The sequence below is a fragment of the Pseudoxanthomonas sp. OG2 genome (genome assembly GCF_014192765.1).
In the GTDB taxonomy this organism is placed as follows: Bacteria; Pseudomonadota; Gammaproteobacteria; order Xanthomonadales; family Xanthomonadaceae; genus Pseudoxanthomonas_A; species Pseudoxanthomonas_A beigongshangi.
Genome location: NZ_JACHYM010000001.1, coordinates 1,328,710 through 1,352,684, shown reverse-complemented (window position 1 = coordinate 1,352,684; position 23,975 = coordinate 1,328,710). Strand labels below are relative to the sequence as shown.

At 68.2% G+C, this 23,975-nt stretch carries 15 protein-coding genes; 9 read left to right on the top strand and 6 right to left on the bottom strand.

The genetic code is table 11. The annotated features are described in order from the left end of the window. Positions 1 to 177: 177 nt before the first annotated feature. Positions 178 to 2,613: a TonB-dependent receptor gene (locus FHW78_RS06410; RefSeq protein ID WP_183638972.1), complete on the bottom strand. Its 2,436-nt coding sequence runs from the start codon at positions 2,611 to 2,613 to the stop codon at positions 178 to 180. Positions 2,614 to 2,927: 314 nt separating this feature from the next. Here FHW78_RS06410 and FHW78_RS06405 point away from each other — a divergent pair, with 314 nt between their 5' ends. Both FHW78_RS06405 and FHW78_RS06400 read left to right on the top strand, forming a co-directional pair. Beyond that, entirely contained in the window at positions 2,928 to 3,404 is a 477-nt protein-coding gene (locus FHW78_RS06405; RefSeq protein WP_183638970.1) for a DUF3574 domain-containing protein, read from the top strand. A 258-nt stretch (positions 3,405 to 3,662) separates the two neighbouring features. After that, the gene (locus tag FHW78_RS06400) at positions 3,663 to 5,237 is read left to right on the top strand and encodes a hypothetical protein (RefSeq protein WP_183638968.1); all 1,575 of its coding nucleotides are present in this window, start codon (positions 3,663 to 3,665) and stop codon (positions 5,235 to 5,237) included. Between the two features lie 18 nt (positions 5,238 to 5,255). Here the strand turns inward: FHW78_RS06400 and FHW78_RS06395 are convergent, their stop codons facing one another. Next, positions 5,256 to 5,513: a GIY-YIG nuclease family protein gene (locus FHW78_RS06395; RefSeq protein WP_183638966.1), complete on the bottom strand. Its 258-nt coding sequence runs from the start codon at positions 5,511 to 5,513 to the stop codon at positions 5,256 to 5,258. Positions 5,514 to 5,629: 116 nt separating this feature from the next. Here FHW78_RS06395 and clpB point away from each other — a divergent pair, with 116 nt between their 5' ends. Both clpB and FHW78_RS20155 read left to right on the top strand, forming a co-directional pair. After that, on the top strand, positions 5,630 to 8,221 hold the full coding sequence (clpB, locus tag FHW78_RS06390) for an ATP-dependent chaperone ClpB (protein ID WP_183638964.1): 2,592 nt from the start codon (positions 5,630 to 5,632) through the stop codon (positions 8,219 to 8,221). 141 nt (positions 8,222 to 8,362) lie between these two features. Further along, on the top strand, positions 8,363 to 10,612 hold the full coding sequence (locus FHW78_RS20155) for a bifunctional diguanylate cyclase/phosphodiesterase (protein WP_183638962.1): 2,250 nt from the start codon (positions 8,363 to 8,365) through the stop codon (positions 10,610 to 10,612). A 6-nt stretch (positions 10,613 to 10,618) separates the two neighbouring features. On the opposite strand, the gene ybaL is transcribed toward FHW78_RS20155, so the two are convergent. Together ybaL and FHW78_RS06375 are read right to left on the bottom strand one after the other, a co-directional pair. Continuing rightward, complete coding sequence (ybaL, locus tag FHW78_RS06380) at positions 10,619 to 12,307, bottom strand: YbaL family putative K(+) efflux transporter (protein ID WP_183638960.1); 1,689 nt, start codon at positions 12,305 to 12,307, stop codon at positions 10,619 to 10,621. Between the two features lie 570 nt (positions 12,308 to 12,877). Further along, positions 12,878 to 15,259 (bottom strand): TonB-dependent receptor, encoded by a 2,382-nt coding sequence (locus FHW78_RS06375; protein WP_183638959.1) that lies wholly within the window; start codon positions 15,257 to 15,259, stop codon positions 12,878 to 12,880. 289 nt (positions 15,260 to 15,548) lie between these two features. Between FHW78_RS06375 and abc-f the strand changes: the two genes are divergently transcribed. Both abc-f and FHW78_RS06365 read left to right on the top strand, forming a co-directional pair. Next, on the top strand, positions 15,549 to 17,498 hold the full coding sequence (gene abc-f, locus FHW78_RS06370; RefSeq protein ID WP_183638958.1) for a ribosomal protection-like ABC-F family protein: 1,950 nt from the start codon (positions 15,549 to 15,551) through the stop codon (positions 17,496 to 17,498). Between the two features lie 28 nt (positions 17,499 to 17,526). Next, positions 17,527 to 18,789 carry a cation:proton antiporter gene (locus tag FHW78_RS06365; protein ID WP_183638957.1) on the top strand — a complete coding sequence of 421 codons (1,263 nt, stop codon included), beginning with the start codon at positions 17,527 to 17,529 and terminating at the stop codon, positions 18,787 to 18,789. On the opposite strand, the gene FHW78_RS06360 is transcribed toward FHW78_RS06365, so the two are convergent. Continuing rightward, positions 18,786 to 19,658, bottom strand: a complete 873-nt coding sequence (locus FHW78_RS06360) for a LysR family transcriptional regulator (RefSeq protein WP_183638956.1) — start codon at positions 19,656 to 19,658, stop codon at positions 18,786 to 18,788. The two genes, FHW78_RS06365 and FHW78_RS06360, sit on opposite strands and share 4 nt — an antisense overlap. A gap of 101 nt (positions 19,659 to 19,759) precedes the next feature. On the opposite strand from FHW78_RS06360, the gene bla reads away from it, so the two are divergent. Both bla and FHW78_RS06350 read left to right on the top strand, forming a co-directional pair. Then, on the top strand, positions 19,760 to 20,653 hold the full coding sequence (gene bla / locus FHW78_RS06355; RefSeq protein ID WP_183638955.1) for a class A beta-lactamase: 894 nt from the start codon (positions 19,760 to 19,762) through the stop codon (positions 20,651 to 20,653). An 85-nt stretch (positions 20,654 to 20,738) separates the two neighbouring features. Continuing rightward, positions 20,739 to 21,056, top strand: coding sequence for a zinc ribbon domain-containing protein (locus FHW78_RS06350; protein WP_183638953.1), 318 nt, complete (start codon positions 20,739 to 20,741; stop codon positions 21,054 to 21,056). 51 nt (positions 21,057 to 21,107) lie between these two features. Here the strand turns inward: FHW78_RS06350 and FHW78_RS06345 are convergent, their stop codons facing one another. After that, positions 21,108 to 22,046, bottom strand: a complete 939-nt coding sequence (locus FHW78_RS06345; protein WP_183638951.1) for a DUF3011 domain-containing protein — start codon at positions 22,044 to 22,046, stop codon at positions 21,108 to 21,110. 142 nt (positions 22,047 to 22,188) lie between these two features. Here FHW78_RS06345 and aspS point away from each other — a divergent pair, with 142 nt between their 5' ends. Further along, positions 22,189 to 23,964 carry an aspartate--tRNA ligase gene (aspS, locus tag FHW78_RS06340; RefSeq protein ID WP_183638949.1) on the top strand — a complete coding sequence of 592 codons (1,776 nt, stop codon included), beginning with the start codon at positions 22,189 to 22,191 and terminating at the stop codon, positions 23,962 to 23,964. Positions 23,965 to 23,975 lie beyond the last annotated feature (11 nt).

Genomic DNA, 23,975 nt, shown 5'->3' with positions numbered 1-23,975 from the left:
TTCGCCGGGACGACGCAAGGCCGTGAGGCACAAGGGCTGATCGGGCGGACGCCCCGTCCGCGACTCCGGCCAGCCAGCTTTCGTCGCGGACGTGCGGTTGCCGCGCGGTCCCGTACCGCGGCGCCCGCCCGGTCAGTGCGGTGAAGCCTCCCGCGCCCGGCGCGGGAGGCCCGTACTTCAGAAGCTGTAACGCACGCGCGTGTAGTAGTACGCGCCGTTGCTGCCGATCGGGGACAGCACGTCGTAGGGCAGGTTGCCGAAGTAGTAGATGTCCTGGTTCGACAGGTCCGGATACTCGTCGGTCAGGTTGAGGCCGCCCAGCGCCACGCTCCACTTCGGGCTGAAGCGGTACTCGACTTCCGCGTCCAGCTGCCACTTGGCCGAATAGGTCTGCTCCGGCTCGAAGCCGCCGCCGAAGTTGAAGATGCGCTTGGCGCTGCCGTGCCGGGTCGCCCGGCCCAGCAGCGACCACCTGTCGTTGTTCCAGTTGGCGCTGAGCACGCTGCGCGTACGCGGCGCGGCGTCGGTCAGGGTGTTGCTCTCCTCGATGCCGAACAGCACGTAGGAGGGATCGATCGCCAGCAACTGCTCGGGGGTGGCGGTGATGCGCTTGATTTCGGTCTTGGCGTAGCTCCAGGTGCCGGTCAACTGCAGTTGTCCGCCGCCCAGGCCCTGGCGCCAGTTGGCGACCAGTTCGCCGCCCTCGGTGCGGGTGTCGGCGGCGTTGATGAAGAAATTGACGCTCTGCACGCCGGGCACGCCGAAGTTGTCCTGGACGAATTCGGTCAACGCGTCGCCGCTGATGCGCTCGGTCAGCGCCACGCGGTCGTCGATGTCGATGCGGAACACATCGAAGGACAGATCGAAATGATCGCCGATGCGGCTGGTGAAGCCCAGGCTCAGGTTGACCGACTTCTCCGGCTGCAGATCCTGCGCGCCGAGCGCGCGCGCGATCGGGTTGTTGACCGACAGCAGGCGGCCCTGCAGCAACTGGCCGGAGGCGTCGTAGCCGGTGGAGGTGGATTCGAAGCCGATCTGGCTCAGCGACGGGGCACGGAAGTTGTTCGACACCGAGCCGCGCAGCGCGAAGGCAGGCACGAACTCGTAGCGCGCGGCCAGCTTGCCGGTCAGTTCGCCGCCGAAGTCGTCGTAGTGCTCGTAGCGAGCCGACACGTCGGTGAAGAACTTCTCGCCGAACTGGCTGCTCAGGCTGGCGTACACGCTGGCCACGTCGCGGCTCAGGTCCGCGGTGTCCTGCGGGGTCAGGCCGCCGCCGGCCTGCGAGCCGGTCGGGCGATCGGTGTACGGGCCGGCCGCGTAGGAGGCCGGATCACCTGCGCCGGTTTCGTAGTCTTCGCGGCGGAACTCCACGCCGGTGGCGAAGGTGTGCGCGCCGAACACGCGGCTGACGTCGAAATTGAACAGCGCCTGCCGGAACTCGTAGTCGCCGGTGCGGAAACGGGTCGGGCTGGTCGGGCCCAGCGAGGCGTTGAGCGAATTGCGCAGCCGATAGGTGAAAGCGTTGCGGCCGTAGTTCAGGCTGGCGTCGTAGTCCCATTCGCCCCATTGGCCGCGCAGGCCGGCGACCACGGCGGTGTCGCGGTTCTCGCCCAGCGACAGCGGGCGATAGCCGTTCGGGTAGACCTCCTTCCAGTTGGCAACGCCGTCCGGGTAGCGGAAGTAGTTGGCGCCTTCGGTATCGCTCTGGTGGAAGGTCCCAAACGCATAGAGTTCGGCGGTGTCGCCGATCGGCAGTTCCGCGTTGAACCAGCCGTTGATGTCCTTGGATTCACCGTCGCCCAGCCAGTAGTTGCGCTTGCCGGCCAGGGCCAGGTTGTCCGGGGTCTGCTCCTCGAAGAACGGGATCTGATCGAAACCGGCGCGGTTGGTGCCGTTGCGCTGCTTGTACTCCAGGCCCACGCGCAGGAAGCCGCCTTCGCTGCCCAGCGCGGTGCCGACCTGGCCGCTGAAGAAACCGGCCTGGCCGTCGGTGACGGTGCGGCGGATCGGTTCGACGTCGGTGTGGTGCGCGCCGTAGCTCAGCTCCAGCGCGCCGCCTTCCGGAGCGTCATTGAGGATCACGTTGATCACGCCGGCCACGGCATCGGAACCGTACTGCGCACCGGCGCCGTCGCGCAGCACCTCGATGCGCTTGATCGCGCTGACCGGGATGGCGTTGAAATCGACCGGCGTATTGCCCTTGCCGATCTTGCTGTCGGTATTGACCAGCGCGCTGGTGTGGCGGCGCTTGCCGTTGATCAGCACCAGCACCTGGTTCGGGCTGAGGCCGCGCAGCTGCGCGGCGCGCACATGGTCGGCGCCGCCTGAGTTGGACTGGCGCGGGAAGTTGAACGACGGCAGCAGTGCCTGCAGGGCGCTGCCGAGCTCGCCATTGAGCACGCCGGCCTTGCGGATGTCCTCGGCGGTCAACACGTCGACCGGCGCGGTGGATTCCAGCACCGTGCGGTCCCGCGCGCGGGTGCCGGTGACGATGACGGTGTCCAGATCGGTGGTGCCGGCGTCACTGGCGGTACCGGCCTCCTGGCCGAAGGCGGGAGTGGAGAGGACGAGGGCGATGGCGACGCCGAGCGGCGCCACGAGGGGGCGGGACATGGAAACTCCTGGAGCGATACGGGAAATCGGGGGGAGGGTGCGGCGGGTCTGGGGCCGGCGACACGGGTCAACGGCGATTGCGGACAGCCATCAACAGGAACAGCGGATCTGGCGGGAATGCATGCGTGGGGCCCTGGGAAGCGGCGGGACAGTCTAGATCTAACTATCCATCCGGATAAAGCGATATATTAACGCCCCGGCCGGGGAACCGGCCGCGTCGCGGTCATGGCCGCTGCCCATCTGCTCATGCCAATGGGTTATTTCGACGCGGAACGCCCCGGGCCGACAGTACCGTTCCCCCACGGAGTCGTTCCATGCGCCTGCGCCACACCCTGTTCCTGTCCCTGATCCTGGCGCTCGGCGCCTGCGCCACCACGCCGCCCGGCGGCACCGCGGGTTCCGCCCCGGGCACGGCGATCACCGCCACGATGCAGGGCGATGCGGCCCGGCCGGCACAGGCGCAGCACTGGGTCCGCAGCGAACTGTATTTCGGCGTGGGCACGGAAGGCGACGCGGCCAGCAACATCAGCGAGGCGCAGTGGCGCGCGTTCCTGGACAAGGAAGTGACCCCGCGCTTTCCCGACGGCCTGACCGTGTTCGACGCCTACGGCCAATGGCTGTTCCGCGGCAAGGACGGCCCGGAGCGCCTGAATTCGAAAGTACTGGTGATCCTGCACGAGGACAGCCCGCAGCGGCGCGCCGACATCGAAGCCATCCGCCTGGCCTGGAAGCAGGCGACCCACCACCAGTCGGTGCTGTGGTCGCGCCAGCCGGCGGAAGTTTCGTTCTGAGGGCGTCCTCGCCATTCCTTTCCATGTGGGAGCGACGTAAGTCGCGATTGTGGAATTGGGCCCGTCGCGGAATTCGACGCGGCAGGATTCCCGCCGCAACGGCGCTTTTCATGCGTGCGTAGTCGCAATCCGTGCCTCCAGCGTCTGCGCATCGGGCTGGCAATCGCGACTTACGTCGCTCCCACAAGTCCGAACCGACGCCGACACTCCGGCAATCCGTTCTGACACTATGACTTCCTCTCCCGCCCCCGAATCCCCATGACCGCTCAAACCCGCCCCCGCTGGTTCGTTCCCGGCGACCTCAACGGCTTCTTCGGCCTGGTCGTGGACAACCTGTCCATCCTCGGCTTCATCTCGGCCGCGCTGATCGGCATCTTCCAGTTTCCCGCCGAGGTGGTGTTCACCCGGATGTTCCCGGGCACCGCGCTGGGCGTGCTGGTGGGCAACCTCATCTACACCTGGATGGCGCACCGGCTGGCCGCGCGCACCGGCCGCGACGACGTCACCGCGATGCCGCTGGGCCTGGACGCGCCGACCAGCATCGGCATGGCGCTGCTGGTGCTGGGTCCATCCTTCGTCGCCTTCAAGCAGCAGGGCATGGATCCGCAGGCCGCCGCGATCGCCACCTGGCAGCTGGGCATGGCGTCGCTGGTGGTGATGGGCGTGCTGAAGCTGGTGCTGTCGTTCTGCGGCGACGCGATCACCCGCGCGGTGCCGCGCGCGGCGCTGCTGGGCTCGATTGGCGGCGCGGCGCTGACCCTGCTGGGCTTCCTGCCGCTGATCGAAACCCTGCGCTCGCCGGTGGTGGGATTCGTCACCTTCGGCCTGCTGCTGTACGTGCTGATCGCCAAGGGCAAGCTGCCGGTGAAGATTCCGGGTGTGCTGCTGGCCTTCATCGTCGGCACCATCCTGTACTACGGACTCGGCCTGGCCGGCCTGGGAACGCCCGGCTTCAAGCTGCCGGACGCGGTGCCGCTGACGTTCACCCTGCCGCTGCCGACGCTGGGTTTCCTCGACGGCCTGCCGCACACCGTGCCGTACCTGCCGCTGCTGCTGCCGTTCGGTCTGCTGATGGTGGTGGGCGGCATCAACGTCAGCGAAAGCGCGCGCGCGGCCGGCGACGATTACCGCACCCGCGACGTGCTGCTGGCCGAAGCGATCTCGACGCTTGTGGCCGGTTTCTGTGGCGGCGTGGCGCAGACCACGCCCTACATCGGCCAGCCCGCCTACAAGCACATGGGCGCGCGGCTGGGGTACACGCTGCTGACCGGATTGTTCATCGGCCTGGGCGGCATCCTCGGCTACGTGTCGGGGCTGGTGCAGTGGCTGCCGATCGCGGTGCTGGCGCCGATCATCGTCTACGTCGGCCTGGACATCACCGTGCAGGCCTTCCACGAAAGCCCGCGCCCGCACGCGCCGGCGGTGGCGCTGGCGTTCCTGCCGTCGATCGCCTACCTGCTGGTGATCAAGGTCGGCAATCCGGCGTGGATCGCGCCGGACAACTTCGCCGCGCTCTACAACGGAGTGGACGGGCACGGCCTGCCGGACCTGGCCGCGATCGTCACGCTCGGCAACGGCTTCATCATCACCGCGATGATCTGGTCGACCGCGCTGGTGGGGATGATCGACCAGCGCTTCCGCCGCGCGGCGGTGGTGTTGCTGATTGGCGCGGTGCTGACCCTGTTCGGTTTCATCCACTCGGTGGATCCGCGCGGCAGCATCTACCTGCCGTGGGACGTGCAGGGCCTGCCGAAGGCGATCCTGTGGCAGTTCTTCGGCGCATATGTCGCGCTGGCGACGCTGCTGGGGCTGCTGTCGCTGCAGAAACGATAGGACGGGCCGAGACCCGTCCTACGACCGCAGCCAGGCCAGCTTGCGGGCCTTGGGCAGGCGCTTGATCTCCCATTCCGCGCGCGAGGCGCTGGCGCGGTCGGGGTAGGCACGGCTGGCGAGGATCCGTTCGGGCGGGTGCGCGCGGGTGTAGCGGGCGCCCTTGCCGGCCACGTGGGCCTGAAAACGGGCGTCCAGATCGTTGGTGATGCCGGCGTAGTAGCTGCCGTCCCGGCACAGCAGCAGGTAGAGATGCCAGACAGGGGACGGGGCGGCCATGGACGGGATTATGGCGGCTGAACTTCCGTCTCAACAGACCTTGAAACAGCTCCCGCGAACCGCATCTGGGTACCATTGCCGGCGCTGCCCGGCCTCTTCTTCCCGAGGTATTCCCGATGCGGATGGACAAGCTCACCTCGCGCTTCCAGCAGGCGCTGGCGGACGCGCAGTCGCTGGCCGTGGGCCGCGACAACACCATGATCGAACCGGTCCACGTGCTGACCGCGTTGCTCGACCAGAACGGCGGCAGCACCCGTCCGCTGCTGGCCCAGGCCGGCGCCAACATTCCCCTGCTGCGCGAGCGGTTGGGCGAGGCGCTGGACAAGCTGCCCAAGGTCAGCGGCCAGCCCGGCAACCTGTCGATCGGCAACGATCTGGGGCGCCTGCTCAACGTCACCGACAAGCTGGCGCAGGAAAACGGTGATCAGTACATCGCCAGCGAGTGGTTCCTGCTCGCGGTGATGGACGATACCGGTGCGGCCGGCCAGGAGCTGAAGTCCGCCGGCGCCAACAAGCAGAAGCTGCGCGCGGCCATCGACAAGCTGCGCGGCGGCGAGAAGGTGCAGGCGGAGAACGCCGAGGACCAGCGCCAGGCGCTGGAGAAGTACACCATCGATCTGACCGAGCGCGCCGAGAGCGGCAAGCTGGATCCGGTGATCGGACGCGACGAGGAAATCCGCCGCACCATCCAGGTCCTGCAACGCCGCACCAAGAACAATCCGGTGCTGATCGGCGAGCCCGGCGTGGGCAAGACCGCGATCGTGGAGGGCCTGGCCCAGCGCATCGTCAACGGCGAAGTCCCCGAGGGACTGCGCGGCAAGCGCGTGCTGTCACTGGACATGGGCGCGCTGATCGCCGGCGCCAAGTTCCGCGGCGAGTTCGAGGAGCGCCTGAAGGCGGTGCTCAACGACCTGTCGAAGAACGAAGGCCAGATCATCCTGTTCATCGACGAGCTGCACACCATGGTCGGTGCCGGCAAGGCCGAGGGCGCGATGGATGCCGGCAACATGCTCAAGCCGGCGCTGGCGCGTGGCGAACTGCACTGCATCGGCGCGACAACCCTGGACGAATACCGCAAGTACGTGGAAAAGGACGCCGCGCTGGAGCGCCGCTTCCAGAAGGTGTTCGTCGGCGAGCCCAGCGTCGAGGACACCATCGCCATCCTGCGCGGGCTGAAGGAAAAGTACGCCGTGCACCATGGCGTGGAGATCACCGATCCAGCGATCGTCGCCGCGGCCACGCTGTCGCACCGCTACATCGCCGACCGCCAGTTGCCGGACAAGGCCATCGATCTGATGGACGAGGCGGCCAGCCGCATCCGCATGGAAATCGACTCCAAGCCGGAGGAAATGGACCGGATGGAGCGCCGCCTGATCCAGCTGAAGATCCAGCGCGAGGCGCTGAAGAAGGAGAAGGACGCGCAGTCGAAGCAGCGCCTGGCCGATCTGGAAAGCGAGATCGAAACCCTGCAGAAGCAGTTCAGCGATCTGGAGGAAATCTGGAAGGCCGAGAAGGCCACGCTGACCGGCGCCACCAAGATCAAGGAGCAGATCGAGCGCGCCAAGCTGGACCTGGAAGCCGCGCAGCGCCGGCAGGACTACGCGCGCATGAGCGAAATCCAGTACGGCCAGCTGCCGGCGCTGGAGAAGCAGCTCACCGCCGCGCAGGAAGCCGAGCAGAAGGGTTTCAGGCTGTTGCAGGACAAGGTCACCGACGAGGAGATCGCCGAAGTGGTCTCGCGCTGGACCGGCATTCCGGTCAGCAAGATGCTGGAAGGCGAGCGCGAGAAGCTGCTGAAGATGGAGGACGTCCTGCGCCATCGCGTGATCGGCCAGGAGGAGGCGATCAAGGTGGTGTCCGACGCGGTGCGCCGTTCGCGCGCCGGCCTGTCCGATCCCAACCGGCCTTCGGGCAGCTTCCTGTTCCTCGGCCCGACCGGCGTCGGCAAGACCGAGCTGTGCAAGGCGCTGGCCGAGTTCCTGTTCGATTCGGCCGACGCGATGGTCCGCATCGACATGAGCGAGTTCATGGAGAAGCACGCGGTCAGCCGCCTGATCGGCGCGCCCCCGGGCTACGTGGGCTATGAAGAGGGCGGCTATCTGACCGAGGCCGTACGTCGTCGCCCGTACAGCGTGATCCTGCTGGACGAGGTGGAGAAGGCGCATCCGGACGTGTTCAACATCCTGCTGCAGGTGCTGGACGACGGTCGCCTGACCGACGGCCAGGGCCGCACGGTGGACTTCCGCAACACCGTCATCGTGATGACCTCGAACCTGGGATCGAACCTGATCCAGGACATGTCCGACGGCGGCGACAGCCCGGAGAGCTATACCCAGATGAAGGCGGCGGTGATGGGCGTGGTGCAGGCGCACTTCCGGCCCGAATTCATCAACCGGCTGGACGACATCGTGGTGTTCCATCCGCTGGACAAGGCGCAGATCCGCGAGATCGCCCGCATCCAGACCCGCTACCTGGCCAAGCGCCTGGCCGAGCGCCAGATCGGGCTGGAGATCGACGATTCGGCGCTGATGCTACTGGGCAACGTCGGTTTCGATCCGGTCTATGGCGCGCGACCGCTGAAGCGGGCCATCCAGACCCAGCTGGAGAATCCGCTGGCGCAGAAGATCCTGTCCGGCGAGTTCGGCGCGGGGGACACGGTGCGGATCGCCGCCGAGGGCGGCCACCTGGTCTTCCACAAGCGCGGCTGAGACACCGGCCCGGAAAGGACAACGCGGCCATGGGCATGCGTCCCATGGCCGCGCGCAGCGGTCGTGGCCGCTTCCCGGGCCCGATTGCGTTCCGGAGGTAGTGGACGTGCCCGATGCGCGTCCCCTCGACCAGGGAAGCAAGTGAGCCCACAGCCAACGACAGGATGGTGGCGAAGCCGGACCGGCAAGATCCTCCTGTGGGGCCTGCTGTGCGTGCTCGCTCAGCAGATCGCCATCGGTTACCGGATCGACTTCTTCGGCCAGACCGCCGACGCCTCCCTGATCCACCTGCACTTCGGCCTGCTGCTGGCGCTGGCGCTGCTGGAACCCGACCGTCGGGTGGTGATCGCGACCCTCGCCATCACCGCCGCGGGCTGGGCGGCCCGGCAATGGTCGATGGAACCGGGGCAGATCGCGCCGCTGGCGTGGGGCGCGTCGATGTGGGTGCTGGTGGGCGTGTGGACCCTGGCCTGCGCGCGCTGGGCGGGCGCACAGGGTCGGCTGGACCGGCATGGCCTGGGCCGGCTGGCCTTGTACGGCCTGCTCGTCTATCCCGCCGGTTGCGCCTTGCTGGGCGGCACCATGGCGGTGATCGCGCCGCCGACCGAAGCGCTCAGCGCGGCATTCCAGATGTTCTTCGCCAAGCAGTTCGGGGTGGCCGTGATCACCCTGCCGCTGGTGGTGGCGTGGCGCGAGGGCAGGCAGTCCCCGCGTCGTTCCGGAACCGCCGGATGGACCTGGCCGCTGCTGCTGATTGCCGGCCTGGGCCTGAGCCTGTGGGCTTCGCGGATGGTCCATGGCGGCCTGGCCGATCGCACCGCGGTGGTGTTGATGGACTATCGCTTCGCCCTGTTCGTGGTGCTGGCCTGGTTCGTGCTGTGGTTGCCGCCGCGTCGTTCCATGCTGGCGCTGTCGGCGGCGCTGTTCTGCCTGGTGGTGGCGATGTCCGCGAGCGCCGAATACGGCAGCACGGTGCTGGGCCTGTTCAATCTGCTGCACCTGGCGGCCGAAGTGAACATCCTGCTGCTGGCCATGCTTTATCTGTGGGTGATCAGCCGGGATCGCCGCGAACTGTCGCGCCGTCTGGCCGAGGAGATCCAGCGCGATACCCTGACCGGGCTGCCCAACCTGCGGGCGCTGCGCCGGCGCATGGCGGTGGCGCCGCCACGGCGGCGCGAACTGGGTTTCCTGCTGCTGGACAAGACCGACTCGCTGGTGACCGGCTACGGCCTGGACATGCAGGCGGCGGTGGTCAGTGGCATGGCCGCGCGGCTCTCGGACCTGGCCGAGGTGTACGTGCTGGGCACCGGCCAGTTCGCGCTGGTGCCGGTGGCCGACGCCGACGACGATATCTGGGAACGGCTGGTCGCGCGGGTCGAACATGCCGAGTTCGTCGCCGATGGCCAGCCGGTACGGTTGCTGCCGTACCTGGGCGTGGCCTCGCTGCCGGCGGCGGGGACGGATCCGGTGGCCGATGTCGTGGATACCGCGCTGCTCAACGCTTCGCACCTGGCCTTCGACGCGCGCCAGCATGGCGAGCTGCGGCCGCGCTACAGCGATTTCGATGATGGACGCCTGCGCCGCGCCCACCGGCAGCAACTGCAGGATGCCGCGATTGCGCTGGCCTGCCTGCGCAACGAACGGCTGGTGCTGCACTTCCAGCCGATACGCAGGCTCGAACTGGCGGCGGAGCCGGGACCCACCATCTCCGGCGAGGTGCTGTGTCGCCTGCGCGACGATGATGGCAGGCTGATACCGCCATCGCGCTTCATGCGCCCGATCGAGGCGGCGGGACGCGGCGCGGAACTGGACCTGGCGGTCATCAAGTCGCTGTTCCGGCTGCTGCGGAAATACCCGGAATCCCTGCCGTATTGCGAACGCATCGCGATCAACCTGACCGGGCAGAGCCTGGCATCGATGAGTTTCCAGGTGGAACTGCGGACCCTGCTGGCCGACTCGCCGCTGCCGCTGACGGCGCTGTGCTTCGAGGTCACCGAATCCGCCGCCATTTCGAGTACCCCGGTGGCGGCGCGGCTGCTGCGGGATCTGCGCGCGCATGGCTGCCAGATCGCCATCGACGATTTCGGCACCGGCATGCAGAGCTTCGCGCGGTTGAAGGAGCTGCCCGCCGACGTCATCAAGATCGACGGATCCTTCATCCGCAACGTCGCCCAGCGCGGCAGCGATCACGCGATGGTCAAGGCCACCGTCGCGGTGGCGGGCGTGTTCGGCGCGGAAACCGTGGCCGAGTTCGTCGAGGACCTCGACACCGCCGACTGCCTGCGGGAGCTGCGCGTGGACTGGGTGCAGGGCGACCTGTACGCGCCCCCGCGGCCGCTGTCGGAAATCCTCTCCGAGGCGCTGCCGCGCGAGTTGCAGTACGCGCCCTGAGCCGGCTCAGCCGCCCGTGCGCAGCGCGCGGTAGGGCGGCGTCGCCATCACCATTTCCGCCAGCGAGAACGCCAGTTCGCGTTCGGCCAGCACGGCGCCGTCGGCGCCGTGCTCCAGCAGGTGGCGCACCTCGGCGTCGCTGTGCGCGCGCGCCAGCAGGGTCAGGCCCGGATTGATCGCGCGCAGCTTGGCGATGGCCTCGCCGGCCTCCAGCGGCTGCGGGATCGCCAGCACCGCGATCTTGGCCTTTTCCGGATGGGCTTCGGCCAGCACCTTGTCGGCCGCCGCGCTGCCGCGGATGGCGGGAATGCCGGCGGCGTGCGCACGCTCGACGTGCTCGCCGTTGTCGTCGATGACGATCAACGGCACGCCACGCTCGTGCAGCACGTGCGCCAGCGAACTGCCCACCCGGCCATAGCCGATGATGATGGCGTGATCCTGCACGTCCAGCGAGGGGCCGGGCGGCGGTTCGGGTTCGACTTCTTTCGGTGCCGCCGCCTCCTGGCGCGCCTGCCAGCGATCCAGCAGACCGAAGATCAGCGGATTGAGCATGATCGAGATCAGCGCGCCGGCCAGCACCAGGTCATGGCCTTCCTTGGGCAGGATTTTCAGGTCCATGCCCAGGCCGGCGATGATGAAGGCGAATTCGCCGATCTGCGCCAGGCTGGCGGAAATGGTCAGCGCGGTCGAATTGGGGTGGCCGAAGGCACGCACGATCAGGTAGGCGGCGGCCGACTTGCCGAACAGGATGATGAAGGCCGTACCCAGCACTTCGAACGGATGCTCGACCAGGATGTTCGGATCGAACAGCATGCCGACCGAGACGAAGAACAGCACCGCGAAGGCATCGCGCAGCGGCAGCGAGTCGTTGGCGGCCTTGTGGCTGAGTTCGGACTCGTTGAGCAGCATGCCGGCGAAGAACGCGCCCAGCGCGTAGGACACGCCGAACAGGGTCGCCGAGCCGAACGCCACGCCCAGCGCGATGGCCAGCACCGACAGGGTGAACAGTTCGCGCGAGCCGGTGCTGGCGGTGCGTTCGAGGATCCAGGGAATCACCCGCCGTCCGACCACCAGCATCACAGTGACGAACAGCGCCAGCTTGAGCAGGGTCCAGCCCAGGCTGGCGATGATGGCGCCGGCGCTGAGTCCGCCGGTCTCGCCCTGCTGGCCGGCCAGTCCGCCGATCACCGGCATCATCACCAGCGCCAGCACGCAGGCCAGGTCCTCCACGATCAGCCAGCCCACCGCGATGCGTCCGCGCGAGGTGTCCAGCAGGCGGCGTTCCTCCATCGCCCGCAGCAGCACCACGGTACTGGCGGTGGACAGCGAGAAGCCGAAGATGATCCCGTACAGCGTGGGCCAGCCCATCAGCGCCGCCAGGCCCCAGCCGAGCAGCGTGGCCGCGCTGATCTGCACCAGCGCGCCGGGGATGGCGATCCACTTGACCTCCATGAGGTCCTTGAGCGAGAAGTGCAGGCCGACGCCGAACATCAGCAGCATCACGCCGATCTCGGCGAGCTGCTTGGCCAGCTCCTGATCGCCAACGAAGCCGGGGCTGAAGGGCCCCACGCAGATGCCCGCCACCAGATACCCGACCAACGGAGACAGCCGCAAGCGATTGGCCACCGCGCCCAGGACGAAGGCGAGGGCAAGGCCAATGGCGACGATGTTGATCAGGTCGGTGTCATGGTGCATCGAGGCTCGCGTTTTCCAGGGGAAAGGAGGTCGAGTTTCGCCGATGCGGCGCCGCTGCGGCAAACGGAAAACTGAGCGGCGTGTTCATCCTACACCGTGCGTGGACCGGGCGAGCCGGCGCCGACGGACGGCGACGGACGGCGACGGAAGGCAAATCCCCCGTCGCCTCCGGCGCCCGCCCCCTTTTCCGCTTTCAACAGCCGCATGGCTGGTCAAGGGGGCTATCGAGATACTCCGACGCTCGCAAACCCGCTTCGCCTCCCCCTTTTTTTAAAAGGGGGACCGAGGGGGATTTGCTTTTCAGCAGCAAGAGCAAATCCCCCGTCGCCTTCGGCGCTCGCCCCTTTTCCGCTTTCAACAGCCGCATGGCTGGTCAAGGGGGCTATCGAGGTACTCCGACGCTCGCAAACCCGCTTTGCCTCCCCCTTTTTTTAAAAGGGGGACTGAGGGGGATTTGCTTTTCAGCAGCAAGAGCAAATCCCCCGTCGCCTCCGGCGCCCGCCCCCTTTTTCGCTTTCAACAGCCGCATGGCTGGTCAAGGGGGCTAGGAGAGAGTCCGCTGCCGCGCACTCACCACTTGTAGCCGATGCGTCCATACACGTAGGCGCCGTTGAAGCCGGCCGGCGACTGGCTGCTGTAGGGGAACTGGCCGCTGTTGGAGTTCGGGAAGATGGTGCGATCCGGGTACTCGTCCAGCAGGTTGTCCGCGCCCAGGGTGAAGGTCCAGCCGTCGAGCCGGTAGCTGGCCGAGGCGTCGACGGTCCAGATGGCGCCGTATTTCTGATCGTTGGCCGGATTGCCGGTTTCGCTGACCCGGGTGGTGAACTCGCCGTAGCGGGTGGTGCCCAGCGCGAAGTCCCACGCCGCCAGGTTCCAGACCGCGTTGAGGCTGAACTTGTCGCGTGGATAGCCTTCCTCGATGCGACCCTGTTCGTCGCGGCCCACGCGCCAGAGATTGGCGCCCAGCGCGGTCAGTTCCGGCGGGTTCGGCGCGATGCGGGTGATCTCGGTCTTGTTGCGGTTGTAGCCGGCGGTGAGGTTCAGCGTGCTGGCGGCCAGCGGGATCGAATAGGTGCCGACCACGTCTACACCGCGGGTGCGGGTGTCGATGGCGTTGTTGAAGTAGCGCGCGCTGGTCACCCCGTTGATGCCCAGGCTGGCGAGCAGCGCCTGCGCGGCGGCGTTGTTGGCCAGCAGCAGGTTGGACGAGAGCACGATGCGATCGTCGATGTCGATCTGGTAGGCGTCGATGGTGATGTACAGGCGATCCACCGGCTGCAGCACCAGGCCCAGGCTGTAGGACAGCGAGGTCTCCGCCTTCAGCGCCTCCGCGCCCAGCGCCTGCGCGACCGCGCTGGTGGCCGGGAACGTGCCGGATTCGAAGAAGCGATCCACGCTCGCGTTGTACTGCGAGGTCACCACCTGGTAATACTGCTGGGCCAGCGCCGGCGCGCGGAAGCCGCTGGCGACGGTGGCGCGCAACGCGACCTTGTCGGTGAACGCGTAGCGGGCCGAGAGCTTGCCGGACGTCTCGCTGCCGAAGTCCGAATAGTCCTCGTAGCGCGCGGCGATACCGGCGGAGAACTTGTCGGTGAAATCCGCTTCCAGGCCGACGTAGGCGGCATAGCTGTGGCGGTCCTCGTGCACCGCGTTGGCGGGCGTGAAGCCGCCGAAGCCCTGCGCGCCGCCGCCGGTGTAGGAATTCGGGTTGCCGGGCGACTGGTTCCACTTCTCGCGGCGATACTCGGCGCCGAAGGACAGCGTGGCCGGATAGGCCAGGCCCCAGTCCAGGGTCTTGGTGAAGTCGGCGTTGAACAAGTTCTGGGTGTACTCCAGCGCGCCGTCGTAGAAACGGCGCGGGCTGCTCGCGCCCAGGCTGTAGTTGATGCTGTTCCGGGTGTAGAAGAACAGCTTGTTGTAGCCGTAGTTGTAGCTGACGTCCCAGGTCCAGCCGCTGTCGGTGCCGCCCTTGAGGCCGGCGACCAGCGAGCGATCCTTGGACACCTGGTTGATCTCGGGCACGTAGCCGTTCGGATAGACCTGTGGCACCAGCGGGTTGTGGCCGGGTGAGCGGTAGAACGCGAACGAGGTGATGTCGCGGTTGCTCAGGATGGTCGTCGCGTAGGCGCTGAGGTTGTCGCTGAACTCGAAGCCGGCATTGGCCGATACCGCTTCGGCTTCGACTTCCGGATCACCGTAGACGTAGGCGACCTCGCCGATGTCGGGATTGTTGCCGGTGTTGGGCGAGGTGCCACCGTAGGGGCCCGCGCGATCGGTTTCGTCCTGGCGGGTCACCTGGCCGGCCACGTGCACGAAGCCGCGTCCGTCGCCGAAACCGACGCCGGCATCGCCGGCCAACTGGTACTGGCGGCCGTCGCCGGCCGAGTACTGGCCGGCGTCAAGCACCAGGCTGCCGCCTTTCTCCGCGCCCTTGAGCACGATGTTGACCACGCCGGCGATGGCGTCGGAGCCGTACTGCGCCGAGGCGCCGTCGCGCAGCACTTCGACGCGGGCGATCGAGGACACCGGGATGGCGTTGAGATCCACCGCCGAGGAACCGCGGCCGATGGTGCCGTTGACGTTGACCAGTGCGGACAGGTGGCGGCGCTTGCCGTTGACCAGGATCAGCACCTGGTCCGGCGACAGGCCGCGCAGTTGCGCCGGGCGCACGCCGCTGGTGCCGTCGGTGATGGCCGGGCGCGGGAAGTTCAGCGAGGGCAGGGCGCGTGCCAGCGCGGTCGCCAGTTCGGTGGTGCCGGTGGCCTGCAGCGCTTCCGGGGTGAGGATGTCGATCGGCGACTGCGATTCGGCCGCGGTGCGGTCGGCGACCCGGGTACCGGTGACAATGAGGGTGTCCAGGGTCTGCGGTTTCTGTTCGTCCTGGGCGAAGACGGGGGTGGAGGCGAGGGCCAGGACGATGGCGGCGGACAGCGGAGAAAGCGTGCGGATCATGGGTACTCCAATGCTCGGAACGGGATGCGACGGCCGCGATGCGGCGGTCGTTGGCGTGGCAGAGGCGGCATTCCCGGAGGTATGCTGCACCACAACATAACGTCAATTATTCGTTAACGAGTAGAATCGCGTCGCAGAACTTCTGCTTATGTGCTTATGCCGGTTGGTGCGATTCGTAGGTCGTGATAGCCGCCGGCGCACGTGCATGTCAACGATTTATTAACAAATGTGAGACCGGCGTGGCGTCGTGCGGATGCCGGAGCCGGTTTCCAGGAATGGACTTTTCATCGTGATTTCCCTGCGTAATTTCGCTCTCCGGCGCGGCGAGCGCCTGCTCCTGTCCAATGTCGATCTGGCCCTGCACGCGGGTTACCGGGTGGGCGTGGTCGGCCGCAACGGCACCGGCAAATCCAGCCTGTTCGCCGCCATCCGCGGCGAACTGGAAGCGGACAAGGGCGATGTCGACCTGCCCGGCAAGGTGCGCATCGCCAGCGTCGCCCAGGAAACCCCGTCGCTGCCGGATCCGGCCATCGACTTCGTGCTGGGCGGCGACACCGAGGTGGCGGCCGCGCTGAAGGCCGAGGCCGACGCGCTGGCCGCCGAAGACTGGGAAGCGGTCGCCGCCGCGCACATCCGGCTGGAGGAAGTCGGCGGCTACGACGCCACCGCCCGCGCCGGCAAGCTGCTGCACGGCCTCGGCTTCCCGGCCGAGACCCACCAGCGCGCGGTGTCCGCGTTTTCCGGCGGCTGGCGGGTGCGCCTGAACCTGGCGCGCGCGCTGATGATGCCCAGCGACCTGCTGCTGCTCGACGAACCGACCAACCACCTCGATCTCGATGCCGTGCTGTGGCTGGAGCAGTGGCTGCTGAAATATCCCGGCACGCTGCTGTTGATCTCGCACGATCGCGAATTCCTCGACAACGTCGCCACCCACACCCTGCATCTGCACGGCGGCGGGGCGAAGCTGTACACCGGCGGCTACACCGACTTCGAGCGCCAGCGCGCCGAGCAATTGCGCCAACAGCAGATCGCGTTCGAGAAGGAACAGGCCGAACGCGCGCATCTGCAATCCTTCATCGATCGCTTCAAGGCCAAGGCGAGCAAGGCGCGCCAGGCGCAGAGCCGGATGAAGCGGCTGGCCAAGCTGGCCGGCACCGAGGCGGTGCGGATGGAACGCGAGTTCCGCATCGAGTTCGCCCAACCCAACCGCCTGCCGCACTCGCTGATCCGCATCAACCACGGCGAAGCCGGCTATGTCCTTTCCCCGCAAGCGGGGGAAGGTGCCCGAAGGGCGGATGGGGGCAAGGCTCCGGAGAGCGGCCCCCACCCCAACCCTCCCCCGCGGGCGGGGAAGGGAGCGACGATCATCCTGCACGAGGTCGGCTTCGGCCTGGAGGCTGGCGATCGCATCGGCCTGCTGGGTCCCAACGGCGCCGGCAAATCGACCTTGGTCAAGACGCTGGTCGGCGAACTGCCGCTGCTCGACGGCGAGCGCAGCGCGCATCCGGATCTGCGCATCGGCTACTTCGCCCAGCACACGGTGGAATCGCTGCATGAGGGCCAGTCGCCGATCGATCATTTCCGCGAACTTTCGCCGGATGCCTCGACCCAGTCGTTCCGCGACTTCCTCGGCAAGTGGAATTTTCCCGGCGATCGCGCGTTCGAATCGGTGGACGGTTTCTCCGGCGGCGAGCGCGCGCGCCTGGCGCTGGCGCTGATCGCCTGGCAGCAGCCGAACGTGCTGCTGCTCGACGAACCGACCAACCACCTGGACCTGGAAATGCGCGAGGCGCTGGCCGAGGCGCTCAGCGACTTCGACGGCGCCATCGTCATGGTCTCGCACGATCGCCATCTGATTGGCCTGGTCTGCGACACCTTCTGGCGGGTGGCCGACGGCAAGGTGGAACCGTTCGCCGGCGACCTGGACGAATACGCCGCCTGGCTGCGCACGCGTCCGGCCGCGCAGGGCACCAAGATCCGCATGGCGGAAGCCGCGCCCACGCCGCCACCCAAGCCGGCACCGGCGCGCAAGCCGCCCAATCCGCACAAGCTGGCGCAGGCCGAGGCGCGGATGACCGAGCTCGAGGAACAACTTGCGGCGGTCGACGCGGAACTGGCCGACCCTCGCAGTTATGCTGACGCCGCGCGCGCGGCGGATCTGGGGCAGCAGCGAACCCGCCTGCAGCAGGAACTGGAACAGGCCGAGCAGGCCTGGTCCGCACTGTACGAGGCAGGTTGACCGCGACGGGCGGGATCCCGGAGGGCGAATGAACCAGGAACTGATCTATCTGGCCTTGATCTTCGGCCTGCTGGTGGTGCCGCGCGCATTGCAGCGCTTCAAGCTGCCGGCGCCGCTGACCTGCCTGGTGCTGGGCATCGCGGCGATGCTGTGGCTGGGCGAGCGCTCGCATGACGGGGTGATCGCGCTGCTGGCGACGCTGGGCATTTCCTCGCTGTTCCTGTTCGCCGGCCTGGAAGTCGAACTGCAGGCGCTGCGCCGCGGTTTCTGGCCATTGCTCACGCACCTGCTGATCCGCAGCGCGACCCTGTGCGGCGTCGGTTGGCTGGCGTGGCGCTACGCCGGCCTGTCATGGCAGGCGGCGGGCCTGCTGGCGCTGGCGCTGTTGACCCCTTCCACCGGTTTCATCATCGACACCCTGGGACGGCTGGGGCTGGACGAGCAGGAGCGCTTCTGGGTCACCAACAAGGCCATCGCCGGCGAACTGCTGGCGCTGGCGGCGCTGTTCCTGGTGCTGCAGGCGGATCAGCCGATGAAGATGGCGATCTCCTCTGGCATCCTGATCGCGCTGCTGGTCGGACTGCCGCTGCTGTTCATCGCGCTGGGGCGCTGGGTGGCGCCGCATGCGCCGGGCTCGGAATTCTCGTTGCTGGTGATGGTGGGACTGATCGCCGCCTTCACCACCTACAAGCTGGGCGTGTACTACCTGGTCGGGGCGTTCGTCGCCGGCCTGATCGCGCGCCTGCTGCGGCAGAAGATGCCGCGCCTGGCTTCCGACGAGAACCTGCACGCGGTGCGCCTGTTCGCGACGTTCTTCGTGCCGTTCTACTTTTTCAACGCCGGCACCAAGGTGCCGGCGGGTGCGCTTAGCTGGGAAGCGCTGGGCCTGGGCCTGCTGCTCACCCTGGCGGTGCTGCCGCTGCGCATCGGCGTGATCTGGGTGCAGCGCCGGCTGATGTTCGGCGAGGACATGCGCAGCAGCCTGCGGGTGTCGCTGGCGCTGGCGCCGACGCTGATCTTCACCCTGGTGCTGGCGGGCATCCTGCGCGAGCGTTTCCACATTCCCGATGCGTTGTTCGGCGCACTGCTGCTGTACGCGGCGCTGACCACGCTGCTGCCGTCGCTGGTGTTCCGCACGCCGTTCGACGTGGATCCGATGGCCGCGCCCGAAGCGGACGCGGCAAGCATGGCGGGCGACGCCCCCGCGTCGTCGCCGGAGCAGCCGGCGGGTGCCGTGGCCGCCGCGGCGGACACCGTGCCGGCGCCGGATTCCGGAACGCGTCCGGCCTAGCGTTCGCCGCCCTCGTCTTCCAGCCATTGGCGCAACCGCGCGGCGGCGACGGATTCCGGGCGCGAGCGCAGGCGAGTGAGCCAGTAGCGCCCGAGTTCCAGCGTCTGCGCGAACGGTTGCAGCAGACGCCCGGAGGCGAGCTCCTGTTCGAACATCGCCAGCGGCAGCAGCGCCACCCCGGCGCCGCGCGTCGCCGCGCTGGCCAGGGTCAGCGAGGAATCGAACTGCGGTCCACGCGCCTGCAGGCCGGAGAGGCCGGCGGCGGCGAGCCAGCGTGGCCATTCGTCGGCGCGGAACGAGCGCAGCAGCGTCACATGGGCGAGATCGCGCGGCTGCCGCAGCGCCTGCGCCAGCACGGGCGCGCAGACCGGCGCGAAGGGCGTGGACCACAGCGGCGTGCAGACCTCGCCGGGCCAGTCGCCGTCGCCGAAACGGATCGCCGCGTCCAGGCCCTCGCCGGGCAGATCGACGCGATTGTTGTGGGTGGAGATGCGCAGCTCGATGTCCGGATGCGCGGCGGCGAACGCGGGCAGGCGCGGCAGCAGCCAGCCGGTGGCGAAGGTGCCGACCACGCCCAGGTTCAGCACTTCGCGCGCTTCGCCGCCGGCCAGCCGATCCAGGCTCAGGCCGATGCGATCGAAGGCCTCGCTGAGCACCGGCAGCAAGGCCGCGCCTTCGTCGGTGAGCGCCACGCCACGCGGCAGGCGCTGGAACAGCACGGTCCCCAGACGTTCCTCCAGCGCCTTGATCTGGTGGCTCAGCGCGGCCTGGCTGACGCACAGTTCGTCGGCGGCGCGGGTCAGGTTCTGGTGGCGCGCGGCGGCCTCGAAGGCGCGCAGGGCGTTGAGCGGCAGTTGGGGCCTGAGCATGACCTGTCATGAGCCTGGCTAATGGATGGCATTGAATAACCTCGCTGGTGGCGTCCGGTCAACGCGGGAACAATCAGCTTTCCTCACATGGAGCCCCCCGCATGTTCGCCCGTCGCCAGTTTTTGCAGATGTCCGCCGCCGCGCTGGTTTCGCTGCCCGTCGTTCGCGTGCTGGCCGGGGAGGACACCACCGGTTCACCGGAGGCCGGCTTCGAGGACGCGCTGGACGGACTGGAGCGCGGCAGTGGCGGACGGCTCGGGGTCTGCCTGTTCGATACCGCCAGCGGGCGGCAGTGGGGACGGCGCGTGGATGAGCGCTTCCCGATGTGCAGCACCTTCAAGTTCCCGTTGGCCGCGGCGGTGCTGCGGCGGGTCGAGCGCGGCGAACTGGCGCTCGACCGGCGCGTGTCGATCCGCCGCGAGGACATGATCCCGCATGCGCCGGTGACGGAAAAACACGTGGGCGGCCAGCTCAGCGTGGGCGAACTCTGCCAGGCCACGATGATCTGGAGCGACAACCCGGCGGCCAACCTGCTGTTGCCGCTGGTGGGAGGTCCCGCCGGGGTGACCGCGTTCCTGCGCGCCAGCGGCGATGCCGTCACCCGCAACGACCGCGACGAGCCGGAGGTCAACCGGTTCAGCCCGGACGACCCGCGCGACACGACCTCGCCGGCGGCGATGACCGGCAGCCTGCGCCGGCTGGTGCTGGGCGAGGGGCTCGGGGCGGAATCCCGCCGCCGGCTGGCGGACTGGCTGATCGACAACCGTACCGGCGACCGCCGCCTGCGCGCCGGCCTGCCGGCCGGCTGGAAGGTCGGTGACAAGACCGGCAGCAACGGCGAGGACACCACCAACGACATCGCCATCGTGTGGCCGGACCGGGGCCGCGCGCCGTGGCTGCTGACCGCCTATCTGCAGGGGGCGAAGGTCGATGCGGACGCGCGTGATGGCGTGCTGCGGCAGGTCGGGGTGGCCGCGGCGCGGTTCATCGGATGAGGCCGCGGCGGGCAGGCCACCGTTGAATCCGGGCCGCCAGGCCCCAGAATAGGGGCCTGCGTTTCCTCATCAATGCGTTTCCGCCATGCCGATTTATGCCTTCGAGTGCGCCGAATGCGGCCACGCCTTCGACCGACTGCAGAAACTGTCCGACCCGGATCCCGATGCCTGCCCGTCCTGTGGCCGGCCGGCGGTCAAGCGCCAGCTGACCGCGCCCGCCTTCCGCCTGGCCGGCGGCGGCTGGTACGAGACCGATTTCAAGAAGGATGGCGACAAGAAGCGCAATCTGGCCGAAGGCGGCGGCACCTCCGCCGCTTCGTCTTCCGCCGCTTCGTCCTCCGGCGACACGGCGGCCCCGGCCAAGACCGAATCCAAGCCGGCCTCGACGCCGTCCGCGGGTTGAGCCTGCGCGGGGACGGCCCGTGCGGCCCGTCCCCGGATCGGACCCGCGGGGCTAGCGCGCGCTGAAGCGCGCGTTGCAGCCGCCGCGGACCCAGATTTCCTGGCGGTTGGCGTCATACCCCCAGCCGCGGGTCTCCACGCAGATGCCCTGCGAGAATTCCTGCTGCACGCGCGGCCGGCCCTGGCGGGCGTCCCAACGGCAGCGGTTGAGCCGCGGATCGCCCGGACGGCTGGCGCACTGGACGCTGTAGCCCGGATTGCCGCCACCCCAGCCGCCACCGGCCACGCCGAAACGGGCGCGGCAGCCGTGGTTGACCCAGATGAGATTGCGCTGGTGGCCCCAGTTGTTCCCTTCCCGGCATTGGGCCTTGGACAGGTTCTGCACCACCACCGGGCGGCCGCGGCGGTCGTCCCAGGCGCAGGTGCGGTAGCGCGCGTCCTCGCTGGCGCAGGTCACGGTGTAGCCGCTGTTGCCGCCGCCGTTGCCCCACCCCTGCGAGGTTTCCACGAACTCCCCCCGGCAGCCGTTGCGGACCCGGATCACCCCGGGCTGCTGCTGCCAGGACCGGCCCTCGACGCAGGCCCCGCTGGACAGTTGGCGGGACAGCCGGGCGCGGTTGGCGAAGCCGGTCTGGCAACTGCGTTCACGCTGGTCGACGCTTTCGCAGCGGACGGTGCGGCCGGGCGCCGGGCCGGGATTCCAGCCGCCGTTTCCGCCCCCCAGCGAGGTGGCGATGTCCTGCTTGATCCGGCTGAAAGGCCAACCGGACAGGCGCACCTGGTCGAGGTAGAAGCGCAACTGGTCGTCGGGAATGCGGCGCCCGCGCGACTGTTCGCTGTACTCCAGGCTGATCACCCGGGTCTGCTCCGCCACGGTCAGGGTCCGCAGGTTTTCCGGCGCGTAGGCCCGGGTCTGGACCTGGGCCGGGGCATGGCTGGCCAGCAAGGCCAGGAAGAGTGCGCACAGCGACTTCATCACAGCCTTGTTCATGGTGGTCTCCCGTCGGGAGCGGCAAGCTTAATCCCGTTGCGGGCCGGGTAGGCTAGGCCCGCGCGGCGGGGGGCGGGCGACCCGGGCCGGGTTAGACTATGCGGCTTTCCGGCCCTCGCCGGATGCAACTCGCGGAGCCCCCATGCGTACCCATTACTGCGGCCTCATCAACGAGGCCATGATCGGCCAGACCGTCACCCTGTGCGGCTGGACCGACGTTGCCCGCAACCTCGGCGGCGTGTGCTTCATCGACCTGCGCGACCACGAAGGCATCGTGCAGGTGACGGTGGAGCCGGCGGCTGGCGATCGGAATGCCGCGGACGTGTTCGCGGTGGCCGCGGACCTGGGCTATGAGGACGTGTTGCAGGTCGAAGGCGTGGTGCGCGCGCGCCACAGCGTCAACGAGAAGATTCCCACCGGCAAGGTGGAAATCGTCGCCACCCGCATCAGTGTGCTCAACAAGGCGCAGCCGCTGCCGTTCCACGCGCACGAGAACGCCGGCGAGGATATCCGCCTGAAGTATCGCTACCTGGACCTGCGCCGTCCGGAGATGCAGCGCATGCAGCGCACCCGCATCCGCCTGGTGCAGGCGCTGCGCCGCTGGCTGGACGCCCGTGGCTTCCAGGACATCGAAACGCCGATCCTGACCAAGGCCACGCCGGAAGGCGCGCGCGACTTCCTGGTGCCGGCGCGCCTGCATCCGGGCGAGTTCTACGCGCTGCCGCAGTCGCCGCAGCTGTTCAAGCAGATCCTGATGGTCGCCGGCTTCGATCGCTATTACCAGATCGCGCGCTGTTTCCGCGACGAGGCGCTGCGCGCCGATCGCCAGCTGGAATTCACCCAGCTGGACATGGAATTCGCCTTCGTGCGCGAGCGCGACGTGCAGGACACCGTGGAAGGCATGATCCGCGACATCTTCAAGGAAGTGATGTCCGTCGATCTGGCCGAGCCCTTCCCGCGCATGACCTGGGCCGAGGCGATGCGCCGCTACGGTTCGGACAAGCCCGACCTGCGCATCGACCTGGAACTGGTCGATGTCGCCGAACTGGTCAAGGACAGCGAATTCGCCGTGTTCTCGGCCGCCGCCGCGGATCCGGACGGCCGCGTCGCCGCGCTGCGCGTCCCGGGCGGCGCCAGCCTGTCGCGCAAGCAGATCGACGAGTATGCCGCGCATGCCGCCAAATACGGCGCCAAGGGCCTGGCCTACATCAAGATCGCCGACAACGGCGAAGTCAGCTCGCCGATCCAGAAATTCTTCGGCGAGGAAGCGTTCTCGGCGTTGGTCGCGCACGTGGGCGCCGGCAACGGCGACATCGTGTTCTTCGGCGCGGGCGGCTACAACAAGGTTTCCGACTTCATGGGTGCGCTGCGCCTGAAGGCCGGCAAGGAATTCGGTCGCGTCGCCGAAGGCTGGCGTCCGCTGTGGGTCACCGATTTCCCGATGTTCGAGTGGGACGAGGAAGCGCAACGCTACGTGGCCCTGCATCATCCCTTCACCGCGCCGGCGGTGGACGACATCGCCGACCTGCGCGCGAACGCGAAGACCGCGGTGTCGCGTGGCTACGACATGGTGCTCAACGGCAACGAGATCGGCGGCGGTTCGATCCGCATCCATCGCCCCGACATGCAGAGCGCGGTGTTCGAGCTGCTGGGCATCGGCGCGGAAGAGGCGGAGGCCAAGTTCGGCTTCCTGCTGGACGCGCTGAAATTCGGTGCGCCGCCGCACGGCGGCATCGCCTTCGGCATCGACCGCATCGCCGCGCTGATGGCGGGCACCGAATCGATCCGCGACGTGATCCCGTTCCCCAAGACCACCACCGCGCAGTGCCTGATGACCGGCGCACCCTCGCCGATTCCCGACGAGCAATTGGCGGAACTGCACATCCAGGTGCGGCCGGTCGCGCCGAAGGCACAGTAATCCGTCGCCTG

Bases quoted from the DNA above. Each gene is read 5' to 3' on its own strand.
- FHW78_RS06410 (WP_183638972.1), bottom strand. From the start codon at position 2,613: ATGTCCCGCCCCCTCGTGGCGCCGCTCGGCGTCGCCATCGCCCTCGTC.
- FHW78_RS06405 (WP_183638970.1), top strand. From the start codon at position 2,928: ATGCGCCTGCGCCACACCCTGTTCCTGTCCCTGATCCTGGCGCTCGGC.
- FHW78_RS06400 (WP_183638968.1), top strand. From the start codon at position 3,663: ATGACCGCTCAAACCCGCCCCCGCTGGTTCGTTCCCGGCGACCTCAAC.
- FHW78_RS06395 (WP_183638966.1), bottom strand. From the start codon at position 5,513: ATGGCCGCCCCGTCCCCTGTCTGGCATCTCTACCTGCTGCTGTGCCGG.
- clpB (WP_183638964.1), top strand. From the start codon at position 5,630: ATGCGGATGGACAAGCTCACCTCGCGCTTCCAGCAGGCGCTGGCGGAC.
- ybaL (WP_183638960.1), bottom strand. From the start codon at position 12,307: ATGCACCATGACACCGACCTGATCAACATCGTCGCCATTGGCCTTGCC.
- FHW78_RS06375 (WP_183638959.1), bottom strand. From the start codon at position 15,259: ATGATCCGCACGCTTTCTCCGCTGTCCGCCGCCATCGTCCTGGCCCTC.
- FHW78_RS06365 (WP_183638957.1), top strand. From the start codon at position 17,527: ATGAACCAGGAACTGATCTATCTGGCCTTGATCTTCGGCCTGCTGGTG.
- FHW78_RS06360 (WP_183638956.1), bottom strand. From the start codon at position 19,658: ATGCTCAGGCCCCAACTGCCGCTCAACGCCCTGCGCGCCTTCGAGGCC.
- bla (WP_183638955.1), top strand. From the start codon at position 19,760: ATGTTCGCCCGTCGCCAGTTTTTGCAGATGTCCGCCGCCGCGCTGGTT.
- FHW78_RS06350 (WP_183638953.1), top strand. From the start codon at position 20,739: ATGCCGATTTATGCCTTCGAGTGCGCCGAATGCGGCCACGCCTTCGAC.
- FHW78_RS06345 (WP_183638951.1), bottom strand. From the start codon at position 22,046: ATGAACAAGGCTGTGATGAAGTCGCTGTGCGCACTCTTCCTGGCCTTG.
- aspS (WP_183638949.1), top strand. From the start codon at position 22,189: ATGCGTACCCATTACTGCGGCCTCATCAACGAGGCCATGATCGGCCAG.